This is a genomic window from Paenibacillus sp. FSL R7-269, assembly GCF_000517865.1.
In the GTDB taxonomy this organism is placed as follows: Bacteria; Bacillota; Bacilli; order Paenibacillales; family Paenibacillaceae; genus Paenibacillus_AQ.
On record NZ_ASPS01000018.1, the window covers coordinates 35,355 to 52,273 of the forward strand.

Annotated in this window: 11 protein-coding genes; 2 read left to right on the forward strand and 9 right to left on the reverse strand. The window is 54.0% G+C overall.

All coding sequences use genetic code 11. The features are described 5' to 3' along the window. Positions 1-126: 126 nt before the first annotated feature. From C162_RS08245 to C162_RS08270, 6 genes are all read right to left on the reverse strand, one after another. Positions 127-1,068 carry a carbohydrate ABC transporter permease gene (locus C162_RS08245; protein WP_051493316.1) on the reverse strand — a complete coding sequence of 314 codons (942 nt, stop codon included), beginning with the start codon at positions 1,066-1,068 and terminating at the stop codon, positions 127-129. 16 nt (positions 1,069-1,084) lie between these two features. Continuing rightward, positions 1,085-2,059 carry an ABC transporter permease gene (locus tag C162_RS08250; RefSeq protein ID WP_036693425.1) on the reverse strand — a complete coding sequence of 325 codons (975 nt, stop codon included), beginning with the start codon at positions 2,057-2,059 and terminating at the stop codon, positions 1,085-1,087. Positions 2,060-2,153: 94 nt separating this feature from the next. Further along, on the reverse strand, positions 2,154-3,896 hold the full coding sequence (locus C162_RS08255) for an ABC transporter substrate-binding protein (protein ID WP_235218376.1): 1,743 nt from the start codon (positions 3,894-3,896) through the stop codon (positions 2,154-2,156). 75 nt (positions 3,897-3,971) lie between these two features. Next, entirely contained in the window at positions 3,972-5,714 is a 1,743-nt protein-coding gene (locus C162_RS08260; protein WP_036693430.1) for a sensor histidine kinase, read from the reverse strand. A 19-nt stretch (positions 5,715-5,733) separates the two neighbouring features. Next, a complete protein-coding gene (locus tag C162_RS08265; RefSeq protein WP_036693432.1) occupies positions 5,734-7,299 on the reverse strand; it encodes a response regulator in 1,566 nt (521 codons plus the stop codon). Positions 7,300-7,412: 113 nt separating this feature from the next. Next, a complete protein-coding gene (locus tag C162_RS08270) occupies positions 7,413-9,227 on the reverse strand; it encodes a family 43 glycosylhydrolase (protein ID WP_036693434.1) in 1,815 nt (604 codons plus the stop codon). A gap of 171 nt (positions 9,228-9,398) precedes the next feature. Here C162_RS08270 and C162_RS08275 point away from each other — a divergent pair, with 171 nt between their 5' ends. Beyond that, entirely contained in the window at positions 9,399-10,190 is a 792-nt protein-coding gene (locus tag C162_RS08275; protein WP_036693436.1) for a helix-turn-helix transcriptional regulator, read from the forward strand. A gap of 726 nt (positions 10,191-10,916) precedes the next feature. On the opposite strand, the gene C162_RS08280 is transcribed toward C162_RS08275, so the two are convergent. Then, positions 10,917-12,899: a glycoside hydrolase family 31 protein gene (locus C162_RS08280; RefSeq protein ID WP_036693437.1), complete on the reverse strand. Its 1,983-nt coding sequence runs from the start codon at positions 12,897-12,899 to the stop codon at positions 10,917-10,919. A gap of 125 nt (positions 12,900-13,024) precedes the next feature. Between C162_RS08280 and C162_RS08285 the strand changes: the two genes are divergently transcribed. Then, positions 13,025-13,915, forward strand: coding sequence for a helix-turn-helix transcriptional regulator (locus tag C162_RS08285; RefSeq protein WP_036693440.1), 891 nt, complete (start codon positions 13,025-13,027; stop codon positions 13,913-13,915). Here C162_RS08285 and C162_RS08290 read toward each other — a convergent pair. Both C162_RS08290 and C162_RS08295 read right to left on the reverse strand, forming a co-directional pair. Beyond that, complete coding sequence (locus C162_RS08290; protein ID WP_036693442.1) at positions 13,912-15,423, reverse strand: glycoside hydrolase family 43 protein; 1,512 nt, start codon at positions 15,421-15,423, stop codon at positions 13,912-13,914. The genes C162_RS08285 and C162_RS08290 overlap by 4 nt on opposite strands. Before the next feature lie 18 nt (positions 15,424-15,441). After that, the gene (locus C162_RS08295) at positions 15,442-16,875 is read right to left on the reverse strand and encodes a glycoside hydrolase family 43 protein (RefSeq protein WP_036693445.1); all 1,434 of its coding nucleotides are present in this window, start codon (positions 16,873-16,875) and stop codon (positions 15,442-15,444) included. Positions 16,876-16,919 lie beyond the last annotated feature (44 nt).

Consider the following 16,919-nt stretch of genomic DNA (forward strand, 5'->3'; position numbering starts at 1 on the left):
GTTATCGTGTGCAACATATAAATTCTTATATTTTAATAGAAAAGACCGCAGGCCTTGTACATCCGGCTTACGATCCTTCTATGATAATTACCCCTAAGGGAGAACTCTTGTATACAATTAGACACTCTATCCTTTAACCCCGCCGACCATCATGCCTTTGACAAAATACTTCTGCAGGAACGGGTACACCATAATAATCGGTACGGAAGCTACAATCGTCATCGTTGCCCGCACGGACATTGGCGTGACCGCATTCTGCTGGCCTCCGGTAGCTCCCTGGATCATTCCGTCCAGCGAAGAGGTGCCGGTGGTGGTATTGGAGTTCTGCAGAATCTTCTGCAGCTCGTATTGCAGGGTGCTCAGCTTCTCATCCGAGGAATTGTAGAGGAACACATCGAACCACGAATTCCACTGGAACACCCCTGAGAACAGCGCCACCGTGGCAAGGACAGGCACTGTTAGCGGCAGAATGAGGCTGAAGAAGGTCCGGTAATCCCCCGCCCCGTCAATTTTCGCCGATTCGATGATGCTCTCCGGCAGATTTTCAATGAAGGAACGGATAATAATCAGGTTGAACACCCCGATGATCCCCGGAAGAATGTAGACCCAGAAGCTGCCGACCAGTCCCATATCCCGTATCAGCAGATAATTGGGAATCAGGCCGCCGTTGAAGTACATCGTCATGATAAAAGCTACCGTGATGAATTTGCGCAGCACATAATCCTGTCTGCTAAGCGTGTAGGCCAGCATGGCCGAGCAGAAGACGGTGACTACCGTTCCGATCACGGTGCGCAGCACGGAGATGAAGGTCGCATGAAAAATCGTGGCCTCTCTCAGAATATAAGTGTAATTCGCAAGCGTCCATTCTCTGGGCAGCAGGTAGATTCCGCCTTTGATAGAGTCTTGCGCGTTGTTAAGCGACACTGCAAGGACATTCACGAACGGATACAGGGTAACGATCATTAGTGCGATCATGAAGCAGTAGTTGCCAATGACAAACAAGCGGTCGCCGGTGGAGGAGCTTATTCGGGGCTTGCGTTTTTTCTTCTGGACAGCTGCGGTTTCCATGCCTGCGCCTCCTTTATTAATACAGTCTGGCTTCGCCCATACGCTTCGCGGCATTGTTCGCCATGAACAGCAGGATGAAGCTGACGACCGTCTTGAACATTCCCGCTGCGATGGACAGGGAGAAGTTACTCTGGGCAATTCCGTATTTCAGCACGAATATGTCAATGTTCTCGGAATAGTCCACATTCATGCCGTTACCCAGCAGGTACTGCGGCTCGAATCCCGATTCCAGCAGATATCCGATATTCATAATGAGCAGGACAATCACAACAGACTTGATGCCCGGAAGCGTGACATAGATCATTTTCTTGAACCGGTTCGCGCCGTCGATCTCTGCTGCTTCATACTGCGTGGGATCAATTGTCGTCATAGCGGCCAGGTAGACGATGGTGTTCCAGCCGATGTCCTTCCAGACGGAGCTGGCTCCGAAGATGGTCCAAAAGTATTCCGGGATACCCAGGAACAGAATTTCATTGCCGCGGTCAAGGAAGCCCAGACCCACCAGCAGCTGGTTAATGGTACCATCCGGGGACAGCGTTGTCTGAATGATGCTCGCCGCCACGACCCAAGAGATAAAATGCGGCAAATAACTGACAGTCTGCACTACACGCTTGAACGCAATATTGCGTATTTCATTAAGCAGCAAGGCCAGGGTGATCGCGGTGACGAAGCCGAAGAACAGGTTAATCGAGCTCATCGCCAGCGTATTGCGTAACACCCGGAGGAAGCGGTCGTCCCCGAACAGAAATTTAAAATGCTCAAAGCCAATCCAGGTCTGTTCCATGAACTTCCTGGCCGGCTTGTAATCCTGGAAGGCGATGCTCCAGCCCCACAGCGGCAAATATTTGAATACAAACAGCCAGATTAGAAAAGGGACCGACATCACTGCCAAGGCCCGCTGCTGGCCCAGCTTTTTGAAAAACAGCCGCATCCGGCCCGGCTCCTTATCCGCCGCCGGCCGGGATAACGCAGGTACCGTATTTTTATCCATCCGTATCTCTCTCCTTCAGCGCACCGGGTGTCTAAGCGGCAAGCAGGAAAGACCAGCACCTCGGTGCAGCCCTGGTCCTTCCCGCCGGTTCCGGCTATTGGTTCGCCATTTCTACCTTCGCTTTGACTTGCTCAGTGGTCCATTTCTCATAACCCGCAGTATCCAGCTTGCCGAATTCCTTCATGTATTCCTCCCAGACTGCATCGAACTTATCGGGAGTCGTCAGCACCAGCTTAGGGAAATATTTCTTCGTCATTTCATCCTTGCTGGCTTCCCAGAGCTGTTCCGGAGAATTCTGCTCCTTCGCGAAGCCCCACGCCGGGAAGTATGGACGCGGAACCGGTTCAGCGAACAGCTGGCTGTAGGTCTGTACGCCGTATTTCTCTAAGATTGCCTTATCCTTGTCGGTCAGCGTCATCTGGAAGACCTCGGGCTGGCTGGCAACGTTCTTGGCATTTCCGTCAGCCAGGGTAGAGGTGGCATTGTACATCGGCCAGTTCCAGCTGAAGTATTTGAAGCCGAAGCTCTCTCTGAACGGCTCGTCAATCTTGTCGATCTGCTCCTGCGTACGGTAGTAGCGGCCCTTCTCATTCACTTCATACGTCTCGCCTTTGATACCCCAAGACATCAGGGTCTGGTTCTCTTCGGTCAGCATGTTGTCGAAGAACTGGATGATGCGGACCGGGTCCTTGGCACTGACGGTAATCCCGATTCCACGGTTCGTTACTAGGCCCCCTGGCGGATCAAGATAAGCATCTGGCGTGCCTTCCTCGAAGGTTACCGGCAGCGGGAAGTACTTGAAGCCGTCCAGGGAAGGATCCTTACGGGCGGCATCCTTCAGCACATTCAGCGCATTATCCACCTGCCAGCGGTAGTCGAAGAAGCCGAGCACCTTGTGGGAGGTTAATTTGGCGATATACTGGTCATAGTTATCGACGAAGGAGGCTTTATCGAACAGACCGGCAGCATTGAGGTCATTCAGCGCCTTCAGCCACTTTTTGGTGGACTCTGCACCGGCATAGGTCTTGGCTTCCCAGGTATTGGTATCCACGGTAACGTTGCCGTCATTCGGATAGCCCATCAGATGCATCGGCGGGTTGGAGGTGGCGAAGAATCTCCAGTCATGCGTAAGAGAGACCATCCCCGTCAGATTCTCATCCTTGTGCTTGTCGCGGTAATTCTTAATCAGCTCTATATATTGATCCAGCGTCTTGATCTTCGGATAACCTGCTTCCTCCAGCACACGGCGCTGAACCCAGAATCCCGCCCCGGCTTCCGGCTCAGGAATGAAATCGTTCACCTGGGCAGCAATCGGCAGGAAATAGATTTTACCGTCCTTGGAGCGCATCTGATTCAGGGATTTGCCATAGACACGCTGGATGTTCGGCCCGTACTTCTCAATCAGCTCATCGAGCGGGATGAATGCGCCGGCATTAAGCACTTCCTCTATAGCGGCATCGGGAATCAGCACATCCGGGTAATCGTTGGCGGCAATCATGGTTCCAATCTTGGTATTGAGGTCGCCCACCACGAATTCCAGCTTGAAATTGACACCGGTCTGATCCTCCAGCAGCTTGCCGATGGTCGTCTCATTGGTATTTCCATCCTTCGAGCCGGCCACCCCGTTGAAGATTTTGAATGTTACCTTATCTTGCTTGGGTTCGGTCTCTGTGGTAGCAGCGGCGCTTGTCGGCTCCGTCGTCCCTGTATTATTCTTCTTGGCATTATTAGGCCCCGAGCAAGCTGTCACCACGGATAATGAGACGACTGCCGTCAGAGCGAGAAGCCATATTCTCTTGCTTTTACCCATTGCCTGTACTCCCCCTTGTAGATTCATGGTTTAGTGCTCCTTTAGTATAAAAGCGTTTACATTCCTTCGTTACCCGTAAAATTATGGCTTCTCCTTTGTAAACTATGGATTCGCCGGGATTCTCAGCTCAATCCGTGTCCCTTCCCCCGGTCTGCTGTCCACCTGGAAGACTGCGCGCCCGCCATACAGCATGGTCACCCTGTAGATTACATTTTGTATACCGATACGCTCGCCGATAATCCCCTCCATGTCGAGGTATCCGTAGAGAGTGTCAACCTGCTCACTGCTCATGCCAATCCCGTTGTCCGACACTTGGAAGACCACCTCATCCCCCGTCACGCTGATGCGGATCTCAATGCTGCCGCCTTTTTTGAGCGGCTCGATGCCATGAATACTGGCGTTCTCCACGAAGGGCAGGAACACCATCTTGGGGACTATACAGGCGTAGGCTTCGGGCTGCACCTCGATATGGTAGCTCAGCTTATCCTCGAACCGGTATTTCTGGATATCCAGAAAACAGTGAATAAAACCCAGCTCCTCCTCCACGCTCACCCACTCCTTATTCCAGGTCAATGAGCTACGCAGGATCATCGCCATGCTCTGGATGATTTTGGCCGTCTCGTTCTCCTGCTTCAGCAGGCTCCGCATCCGAATCGTCTCCAGCGCATTGAACAGGAAGTGCGGGTTAATCTGGCTCTGCAGAGCATTAAGCTGCGCCTTCCGCCGCTCCAGCTCCAGCGACTTCTTCTGAATCTCCGTTAGATACACATCGTTAATCAGAGCCTTAATCTGCATAATCATACTGTTGAACTCCAGGGTCAGCTGGCCGATCTCATCGCGCGACTCCCCGTGCATGATCATCTGGAACTGCTGCGTCTTAACCTTTTTCATATGCTTCAGGATCTCAATAATCCGGAGGTTGATCGAGCGGGTAATGATCAGAATAATAACGGTAGGGACAAGCATCATCAGGCAGGCCGACCACAGGATGAAATAGCGGGATTTCAGCACCTCCTTGATGATCTCCTTCTCATTGACCGTACCGACGATCCGCCAGCCGGACAAATAGCTGATACTGCCATATCCCTTCTCGAAATCAATGATATGCTCCTGCTTCAGTGAGGCATACAGCTGCTGCTCCTTCCCCCGCCAGTCTATGGCCCGGTTAGTTGTATATTCAATCCGGCCCTCCGGCCCCAGCAGATACACATCCCCGTGTACGTTCAGATTAGCGAAGACCTCCATCAGATCAATCGTCTTAAAATCAATCTTCACCAGCTTCTCCTTGAGCATCCGGTCCGCGAAATAATCCATCCGCCGCAGCAGCGAGAACGACTGGAACCGGCCGCCTGCATCCTCGATGCGGACGAACAGCGGCTGGGAGGAAGCCTCCTGCATCCATTCCTTATACCAGAGGCTCTCCCGGATCTCCCTGGACAGGATACCGATATTCCCGGAATTCAGCAGTGTGGGGTTATCCACATAGAGGGTCTTGTTTTGCAGCGAGGAAGAGAACGGAGAATAGTTGTTCAGGGTGGATCGCAGATAGAGGTCGTAGGCCTCAACATAGTCTTCGGTCTGTGTGAAGTTACGGTCAAGCACCTCATTGGTCTTGTAATCCGCGTAGAAAAAAGAGGATAACCCCACGGCCTGATCCACGATCAGCCGGAACTCATTCTTGATCTGCTCCACCGCCAGATCGATGTCCTTGATCCGCTGCGCCTTTACATTTCCGGTAATCGTGTTGTAGAAGATCACATTTGTGAGAATGATCGGAGCGATGACCCCGAGGAAATAGACGAGAAACATTTTATTCCTGAGCCGGATATTATTCAGCAGCTTCATGCTGTGCCTCCTCCTGGCATTAACGGTTGCCCGTCCGGTTTCGGTACTCTGTCGGCGTTCTCTGCTCCAGTTTCTCGAACTGGGTGACGAAATAATCGGCATTCTTGAAGCCGACCTGCTCGGCAATTTCATAGATTCGCAGATCGGTCTGCCGCAGCAGCTTTTTGGCCTCGGTGATGCGCAGCTGGAGCAGGTAGTCATTGAAGTACATGCCGTAATTCTTCTTGAACACCTGGCCAAGATAGGCTGAGTTCATATAGAACTGGCCTGCGATCTGCTTGAGGTTCAGATTCTCATGGAAGTTCCGGTCCACGTAGCACTTGATCCGGTACAGCCCGCTGCTGCCATAGCTCTGGTACAGCCCTTGAATCCGCTCCGCCGCTTCCAGCGCAAAAGCTTCGAACAGGGACCTCAGCTCCGCCAGCGTGATGTTATGATCCGTCCAATTCATCATCGGGACAAGACTTGCCAGCTGCTTCTCATCCCCCTCCATGCTCCGTATGGTATGCAACACACTATGGACGCATTGAATGGCAACCGCCTTCATCGCTTCCCGGGAGAACAGCTTCTCCTGAAATTCTGTGAACAGCTTACCGATCGCATCCATCATCTCTGCCTGCTTATTCTCCTCAATCGCTTCAATCAGCGCCTGAAACACCTCGCTGCTGGCATGAATATAGTTCAGGGACAGACCGGCAATATCCGAGGACATCAGGATTGGCTGGGCAGGCCGGACATATTTGTACTCCACAGTCTCCTTAGCCGAGGTATAGGAATGCTTCAGCTCCTGGAGTGAGCTTACCGGCCCGCCCGTATACGCCTGAATCTCCAGGGGGTAGAGCTGGTAGAGCAGGCTCAGACCATCTGTCAGGAAGGTGCGCAGCTCTCCCTTATGGTTCGCCAGATAATGATCCGGCACAATGAAGCCGAAGAACCGCCGATGTCCGTAGACAATAGGAGTCTCTGCTGTGAGCTGCTGCACCGCCTGCCGGATCGCCTCCTTCAGCTCTGCCTTCCCGGGCATAGGCTGACCGCTCCAAGGGAACACATTGTTCACCTCCAGCAGCACATAGGTGAACTGGCGGGCTCCCGCCTCTATCCACTGCTGCTCCCAGGCATCAAGCGCCTCATCCGCCGCTCCCCCCCGGATCAGCGCCTCCAGCCGCTTCTCTCCCTCATGGATGCTCAGCTGGTCATGGAGTTGCTTGCGCGCAGTGAATTGATCGCGAAATTTATGAAGCGCTTTCACAATTTCATGCTCATTAATCGGCTTCAGCACATAGTCCAGCACGCCATACCGGACCGCCTGCTGGGCATACCGGAAATCGTTATATCCGCTGATAATGATAAACTCCGTTCCAAGCTGCTCCTCCGTCACCGCCTCAATCAGCCCGATGCCATCCAGGACCGGCATGCGGATATCAGTAATCACGAGCTGCGGCCGCTTAGCCCGGATCAGCTCCAGCGCATCCTCCCCGTTGTCCGCCTCATCCACAATCTGAAACCCGCTGCCTGCCCAGTCAATCATTCCAATCAGGCCCTTGCGGACAAACAGCTCATCGTCAACAATAATGATCCCGTACATATTGGCATCCACTCCTCCAGTACAATCTTGAAAAAAAGGGAACCCCGGCCTAAGTGAATGGTCAAGGGTTCCCGGATGTCAAGGAATATTATAGAGTTAGACGGGCCTGGAGTCTAGCCTACGATGACTTCCATCGATACCTGCTTCAGGCTCGGATTCAGGTCCTTCTCTTCGGTAAGATCCAGAACCGGAGCACCATCAATGTCAAAATGCACACGCCGCAGGCCGGAGCTTCGTGGTCCCTCGATTCCCGGTCTGGCGTGGTAGGCGTTCCAGATGACCCCGTCCTCGTCCGTTACATAGGAATTATGACCCGGACCATATTCCCCCGCCACACTTCTGGAGGTCAGCAGCGGATAATTGCCCTTGGTCCAGCTGTTGATATCCAGCAGATCAGCCCCTTTGTCTGCGGTCAGCAGACCGACCACATAAGTGGCATCCACCGCTGCACTGGCAAAAGTCACGTACAGCTTGTCTTCAGTGTACAGAGCAAACGGACCTTCATCCACGAACGTATGGTTATTGGCCCAGCCGTAATCCGGCCGGGTCAGCAGCACCGGATCACTGGTCAGCTTCCACGGCTCCTGCGGGTCAATCGTGGCGATGTAGACCCAGGCTCCCAGATCCACCGGCAGGAATTGGCGCTCCGACCATGCGGCATAGAGCTGGCCGTTCCAGCGGATGACGGTCATATCCAGCGAAATTGTTGCGCCTGCTTCGCACAGATAGCTTCCATCCTTCTTCACTACCCGGCGGGGCCTGGACCAGTCCGCAGCATTCATGGGATTGCCTCCCGGACTCAGCTTCATCACATGTGATTCTTCATGGAAGAACTCGCCGGGTGTTGCAGCATGGAAAATATACAGCTCTTCTTCAATGATATGGAGTTCCGGCGCCCACAGCAGGCCGCCAATCTCTTCATAAGTGAAGGCATCGAGGATCAAGGCTTCCTCGGCTGTCACCAGACCAGGAATCGTATCGGCTTCCCTCATATACAACGTATGTTCCTTATCTGCATCATTAGTCGCAATGAAGTAATATTTCCCCTTCCACTCTGCAATGCAGGGGTCCGCACGGTTAAGTGCAATCGGGAATGGAAAGTGATCCTGATGGATCTCCCCGGAGATGCTGTAGGTTCCGGCCTTGTCCCAGTTGATGGCATCCGTGTTCCAACGGACTCTTTTGGCAGCCTCCGTTCCATCACTGTATAGGGCCGTTGCCCGGATCGCCTTCACATCCTCCACCGATGCCGCATTCACACGGTCCGGTACTACGACAGCAATATTCTCCGGTACCGTAAGCTTGCAGAAGAGTCTGCGGGCTATCTCGGCGGAGACAGCGATCCTATTACGCGGCTGGATTCCTTCGATATCAGTCTGCACAGCTTCCAGCGTGAACGGCTCCGCTTCCACCGGTGCTGAGACATTCGTAAGGCTCATGATGTCGGCAGTGAAATTCTCATAGCCCTGGCCCTGCCCGTCTATCCATTGGATCAGGTAACCGCTGCGCTCCGTGTCATAGGTGCAGGAGACATCGCTTACATGAGTGTCCGCCTTAAGCTCCAGCAGTCCAATCTCACTGTATTGCAGCAGATCGGCCGAAGTGAACAGCAGCACCTTCCCCTTGCTTTGTTCGTCTGCTTCCCCGTCAGCCTCGGTGCGCACAGCAATGACGCCGAAATTCCCGTCTGCCAAGTAGAAAAGATACGGCTTCTTCAGGCTTTTGGCCCGGAGCGTCCCATCCTCATTCTCCTTCGCCTTGGCGAACAGGACACCCGAGTTATGATTCAATGCCTGATACTGGCCCCCATCGGTCTTATAAGCCAGGTGCATACTGTAAGCCAGCTTCGAAGCATACACGATATCCTCCTGCGGCAGTCTTGTATAGCAAAGGATATCTTTCCGATCTTCGTTTTGTTGTGGTATCATGGATTCATAATCTTCCTTCCTATTGATAATTTCTAATAATTATAATTACGAACTGTTCGATTAACCTTCAAATTTACTCTTATGTCCACTACAAATTATAGAGATTCACTGACATGCTAACAATGATATTTACTGACCATTAATTGATCTATCCGAAGAAAGGAGAAGCCCATGCCCACAATTCACTACGTGGAATACGATGCCGCACATCCGGCCAATTTCGTCTACAGTATCCCCGAAGGACTGGACGCCTGGCTTCTTGTCCTGACCCAGACTCCCGCGGTGTTCGAAGTGGACGGTGAATTGAAGGAATTTCCCGCTCACTCTGTCGCTCTGTATCCTCCAGGGCACAACATCTATTACCGCGCCTGCTCCAAAAGATATGTCAACGACTGGGTCCGTTTCGATGCGGATGAATCCTATATCACCGAAAGCGTCCTGCCGCTCGGCAGTCCATTCTCCCTGCCCGACCCCGGATATTGCCATCAGCTGTTCCAGCTGCTGACGCTGGAGAACTCGTTCCAGAACGACTACCGGGAGCTGTCCATTGACTACCTGTTCCGCCTCTTGTTCAACAAGCTGTCCGAAGCGTCCCAGGACAAGCTGACGCCACAGTATTATAATCTGCTGGAGCTGCGCAAGACGCTGTACAGCAATCCCGGCCACCCCTGGACCGTATCCTCAATGGCCGGATATCTGCACATCAGCACCGGCTACCTCCAGACCATCTACAAATCAGCCTTCGGCATCTCCTGCATGGAGGATGTCATTCAATGCCGGATTAGGCTGGCCAAGGAGAAGCTGGGCTTCGGCCAGCACAAAATCGCCGAGATCGCCGCTCTCTGCGGCTACGCCAATGTCGAGCATTTCTGCCGCCAGTTCCGGCAGTTGACCGGCTTCTCTCCCCGCGCCTACCGGGAGCGGCTGGCTTCCAAACAACCGCTGATTCGGAAGGAGACGTAGGGGGGAATCGACATTTCAAGAATGCATGAACTGGCTGCCACAATGGCGCATTCAAGTAACATTAATAATTATATAAATTGAACTACTGGTTTTTATGTTTTAGGATTAGCCGTGACTCCAGAGAAGTTTTGGACTTCCGGCCGCTGTTGTGCTTGGATTTCCTGATTGAAACCGCTCCTCGCGGTAGAAATCCAAACACAAAGGCGGTCGCTACCGCTCCTCCAGTTCCAAAATTCCCCTCCGCCACTTTCCCTTAACTTAAGTTTTTTAGTTCAATCTATATAGTTGGAAAAACGCAACTTAATTGTGATCATTCGCAGCATCTGAAGGAAATAGTTGGATAAACGTCATTTAATTTCGCGCATTTCCTCTGCTCTGATTGATTTGCAGCAGATTAAGTGCTGTTTTTCCATCTGCTATCCGGCGACGGCTCCTCCGTTCCTCAGCAGGTGGAGAATTTCCAACTAAATCCGGCTTAAGGCCAGGAAAGCATCATGCCCAAGCTGATCCAAGGTTTCTTTAACCCCTGTAATGTTTACCTTTGCGCCATGCACCTCTAAGCCGGCCCAATGTGTTCGATTTTTCGCATACATTTGGTCCACACAGTAGAGCAGCGACCCTCCACTATCAGGAGAATCGCTGCTCTACTTAGCTTGTACCGTTGTGAGCAAGCAAGAGTATAGCCGTATTCAATGGCCTTACTCTTCTTGCCTTATAATTTCCGCCTTACTCCTCAACCCCGCCAAGCACAGGCAGCACGGCACCGTCCCGCACAAACAGCGGAATCTGCGTGAGCGGCGCGTCGACCATAATTGCCTGTCCGCCAGCATAGGCAGTACCGGTATAGACATGGGTCCACTCTGAGCCGGACGGCAGGTACACCTTGCGTGCCCGTTCACCCTCGCCCAACACCGGGGCGACCAGCAGATCGGGACCGAACATATACTGGTCCTCGATATCCCAGGCCGCCGGGTCCTGAGGGAAATCATAGAACAATGGACGCATAGGCGGCGTGCCCTTCTCATGTGCAGCCTCCATCAGTCCGCGGATATACGGCTTCAGACGCTCCCGCATCTGCATGAACTCCTTGAAGATGACATACGCCTCATCCCCGTAGCTCCACACCTCATTATCCGAGCCGCTTCCGCATACGCCCCCGCCCCGTGTTCCGGTAGGCTCAACAAAAGGTGAACGGTCCCCGTGCAGCCTGAATACCGGAGAGAACGCACCATACTGGAACCAGCGGACCATCAGCTCCCGGAAGGAGGCGTCTGCCGGATTGCCGCCGTGGAAGCCGCCAATGTCGGTGGTCCACCATGGAATCCCGGCCACGGCCATATTCAGTCCGGCCCGCACCTGAATGCTGAGCACCTTGAAGCTGGAGTGAATGTCTCCAGACCATACAAGCGCCCCGTAGCGCTGGCTGCCCGCCCAGGCGGTACGGACCAGATTGATAATATTCTCCTGGCCTTCAGCGGCCATGCCGTCATAGAAGGTCTGGCTGTATTTCATCGGATAGATATTGCCGATCTGCTTGCTGGAGCCGATATGATAGCGGTAGATATCATGGTCATAGACCGTCAGCTCCGGCTCCGCCTCATCGAGCCAGAAGACCTTGATCCCTTTGTCATAATAATTCTGCTTAATCAGACCCCACAGGAATTTGCGGGCCTCCGGATTCGTCGCATCGAAGATCGCGTTCTGGCCGAGGAACTGGAATTGGGTCCGCACCCCGCGGTCCGAGCGCAGCAGGTACCCTTTTTCCAGCATCTCCTTATAATTCTCGCTCTCCGTCTGGACAGTCGGCCAGACCGAGACCATCAGCTCAATGCCCAGCTCCTGCAGTTCCTGCACCATCGCCTCAGGATCAGGCCAATATTCCGGGTCGAACCGCCAGTCCCCCTGATTCGTCCAGTGGAAGAAATCAATGACAATGACGTCAAGCGGCAGCCCCCGCCGTTTATGCTCCCTCGCCACCTCCAGCAATTCCTCCTGCGTACGGTAGCGGAGCTTACATTGCCAGAACCCCATGCCATAATCCGGCATCATCGGCACGGTTCCCGTAGCCTTGGCATAAGCCTCCTCGATCTCGGCAGGCGAGTCACCGGCAGTGATCCAATAATCCAGCTGCTTGGTGGACGGAGCTGTCCATTCGGTCACATTCAGACTGAAATGCGCTTGTCCGATCGCCGGATTATGCCACAGGAACCCGTAACCGGCGCTGGACAGCACGAACGGAATACTGATTTGACTGTTGCGGTGGGTCAGCTCCAGCGAGCAGCCCTTCAGATTCAGGAAGGAATGCTGATACTGCCCCATGCCGTACAGCTTCTCTTGCGGGTCCGCTTCCAGCCGAAGCTTCACGGAGAAGTCACTGCTGCCGGGGATGGCGCTTAGCTCTCTGCCCCCGTATTTTAACTGATAGGTATCCTCCGTCTCGTTAAGGAGCAGCTTGCCATGCTGGTTATAGAAGAAGATCTGCCCCTTGTCCGTTATTTCCGCCCGGATATTCCCGTTCACAATGCTCGCGCGCTCTGGGGTAATCGATATATGACTCAGCGTCTGCACAGCAGGCAGAAGTGCCCACTGCTCATCGGTAATCTCCGCATACGAAGCCCGGATACGCAGCGAATGCTCTCCCCAAGGCTCTATCCAGACTCTCTCATGATCATATTCTCTGATTAGTCTGCCATTCTCTTCACGAAACATAGCGCGATCCCTCCAACAGTTCTATAATAAGGTTGCAACCACATTATAAAGAGTGCAAAGCCGCTATACTATACATAAAAGTACGCATCTATCATACGATATTACGATTGTGTGGAGGGATTAAGATGAGTGGAGCGTTCGAGGACAAGCCTTATCCATGGAAAAAAGAGCACACGGAAATTCCCGAGGGCCTGTTCCCCATCAATGTATTTCATATCTGCTTTCCGGACCGCAGTATTATTCCGCCTCACTGGCATGACCATCTCGAATGGATTCTCGTGACCAAGGGCCGCTTCCGCGTCCAGGTCGGCCCCCACTCCAGAGAGCTGGTGCAGGGAGAGCTTGCCTTCGTCAGCCGTCCGCAGATTCATGCGGCCTATCCGACAGAGGATGGCAGTGAGCTGTATGCGGTTGTCTACAACGAAGCATTGCTGAACGGTATACGGGACCTGACTGAGCTTCAGCATATCCGGCCGCTGCTCTCCGGTGAAATCAGGCTGCCTGCCTTCTATGGGGCGGACCAGCCGGTTACCCGCCAGATCAGAGGATGCATTGAACAGATTATTTTCAGCTACCAGAGCAAGAGTCCCGGGTATGAATTATGTATAAAAGGCGGCCTGTTCTCTTCCCTGGGTCTGGCTTATCCCCTGGCCGAGTTCACAGCACCGCCTTCCAAAAGAGACCGGCAGGAGACAGGCATCCAGCCCCTGCTGATTCACCTTAGCAACCATTTCCATGAACCGCTGACCGTGGAGGAGGCCGCACGGATCTGCTGCGTAACCCCCAACTACTTTTGTCATCTGTTCAAAAAGAACACCGGCAAGACCTTAATCGAATATGTGAACATGCTGCGGGTGCATGAGGCCAGCCGCCTGCTCCAGCTTCGCCGGTATCCGATTCAGGAGGTGGCCTTCCGGGTCGGCTTCACGGGCCTGACGTATTTCGGAAGAATATTCAAGCAGCATACATCGATGACACCCAGCGAATATGCATCCCATTTCCAGACCCGGTCTTAATCCTGCCGGTGATAACGGAGATAATCGAAATCGGCATAGCCGCCGGGCTGCCGGGTCGCATAATTGAACAAGCCGATCCGGTAGCCCATGAAATGATCGAGCGTATATTGCATATGCAGCGTCTGCCCGATGGGATGCCAGACCTCACCGCCCCCTGAGTAGAAGAACCGGGCCTCGTCCACACCATCCTCGAAGTTGAAATCGACTCTGAGGCAGATACACTCACCCGTGAACGGGATACTCTCCACCACTTCAACGCCGTCGTCACCCTGGATACACATATCCACGGTGAACTGTCCCTGCGCTCCGGCGGCCACCTCAACCGTGCCGTACCCGGACTGAAGAGCTACCATCCCGGCCCGGTCACCTTCGTTCATGCCGCCCAGATACAGCATCGTCTCGGCACTGCAAGCCGGACCCTCCGTCCGCTGGGTCAGCGTATTGCGCGCCGTTACGACGCTATCAGCTGCCTTGCCTGTACGCAGCCGCAGACAGCCCGGCCGCTCGGTAACCGACCATAGCCCGTTATCGGGATTATGGTTCCATTGCCACTGAAGCGCCAGCCGGTTCTCCGTATAGTCGAACTCATCGCTGATTACAATCGCCTTCGGCTCATCCGCAGGCAGCTTCGTCCCGAAGCTCAGCGGAGCCTTGCCGCCATCCCCGATTACCGGCCAATCGTTCTCCCAGCTCACAGGGAATACGCAGGGAACACGTCCAACTGCCCCGTGATCCTGGAACAGCACGGCGTACCAGTCGCCGTCCTCAGTATCGATCAGCCCGCCTTGCGCTACACCGCGATTCTCGTAGCCCAGGTTATCGTCCAGAATAACCTTGCGCTCATAAGGACCGAGCAGCTCCCGGGACCGGTAGCATAGCTGGCGTCTGCGCATGTTGCCCTCTGCCGGCCATTCAATGAAGAACAGGTAATAATACCCGTCACGCTTATGGGCATGACAGCCTTCCATCCGCAGCATAATGCCCTGCCGCTCGCCTTCCAGCAGCAGCTGCTTCGTTCCGCGGCTCATCCATCCGGTCAGGTCCTCGTTCAGCTCCCGGATGCGGATATCCCCGTTGCCGTAGATCACATAATTGCGGCCGTCCTCATCCAGCAGCAGCGCCGGGTCATGGTGCAGATCCGGGATGACCGAACGCGCCCACGGTCCATGCTCGATATCCCGGGTCTGGTAGATGTAGAACTGGTCTGTATCATTGGAAGAGAAGCATACATAATAGATTCCGTTCCTGCACCGCAGCGAGGCAGCCCAGGAACCGCCGCCGTAAATCCCTTCGCCGTCCTCCAGCCGGAAGGCCGGAGTGTCCTCGAAGGTATCAAAGACGTAACTCACAATCTCCCAGTCCTTCAGATTCACCGATTTCATAATCGGACAGCCCGGCATCGAGTGCATGCTGGTGCTGACCATATAGAACACTGGACCGACCCGGATCACATCCACATCCGGGACATCTGCCCATAGTACTGGATTAGTAATGATGGCTGTATTCAATGTGCCGCCTCCTTGCTGTTAGTTATGCTGTGGTGTGAATTGCCAATGGGCCAGCTTGAACAAGTCCTTACCGCTCTCTGCTGTGAATACCAGATAGAGGTTATGCACTCCCTCCGCTCCCTGGACCACCGTCTTCAGCTCCAGCCATTCCTGCGCTCCGCCTGCCGCCGGAACCTGCAGCTTGCCGATAACTGGACCTGCCGGGTCATTCAGATGCAGCTCCAGCACGCCGCCCGCTTCCAGACTCAGGACCGAGGCCTGGAATGACTCGGCTCCGCTGCCGAAGTCTACCCCGGATAGTCCGATCCAGCCGCCGTGCTCCACATCCGTTACGGCCTGAACTCCGCCCTCGGCCAGGTATTCTGTCTTCACCCCTGCGCTCCAGCCCATCGTTGCCGCCGGAATACGCTCATACGGGTTCAACGCTGCAAGCTGCTGCACACCTTCGTAATCCGCATGGATTTCCGGAATGGAACCGTCCTCATTATGAGTCAGGCGGTTCAAATGTGTGGAGCGGTAGCCGTTCGCAATCCCTTGGGCCTTGGACAAGGTCTGGGCGTGATAAGCAATATACCAGCTGTCATGGAACTGGAAGACCGCATGATGGTTATTCCCGGATACGCCGAAGAAATGTCCCGGATTCTTCAGGATCGTGTGTTGATACGTCCAGGGACCCATCGGATGCTCACTGGTCATATAGGCGATCTCTCCCGCAGGAGGGCTGCCTTCCGGCCGCTGCCCGTCATAGAAGTTCGAGCAGTAGGTATAATAGTAGACTCCGTTCCACTTATGGATTCCGGCATCCTCGAACATGAACGGGGCCGGAATCACTTTCGCGCTGCCCACCACGCTGGTCATGTCCTCACCCAGCGGCATCACCCGTGCTGTGCCCGGCTCGGCGAACTGTCCTTCCGGGACGCCGCCTCCGAAGTAGATATACCCCTTTCCGTCATCATCTAACAGCACCGCCGGATCGAACAACCAGGTAACATCCTCTACCCCAGGTGTAGAGCGCAGAATCAGTGCCTCCCCGATCGGGTCCACCCATGGACCCACCGGACTGTCACTCGACAGAACACCGATGCCGCTGGCATTATTGGCGAAGTAGAGGAAAAACTTGTCCTTGCCGTCAATTACGGTATGAAGCGCTGCCGGTGCCCAGGACTGGGTTGCCCACTTCGCTGCACCCTCCGGTCCGGCTACGGCTATCGGACCATGATCGGTCCAGTTCACCAGGTCAGCGGACGAGATTACGGTAATCGTATTAATGCTGCTGTAGGAGTTCTCCTTCACCACACCATTCTCATCATACTCCAGCGCATCATTGGTCATATACAGATAGACTCTGTTTTCGAATACCAGGGCATAAGGATCGGCTCCGTATCTGTGTGCCACCAGCGGATTGCCGCTTGGCGGTACCTTGCCGGTAGCCTGCTTCAGTTGAGTTGTCATTTGATTCCCTCCAGATATAATAAGGTGTCCAGCTTACAATAATA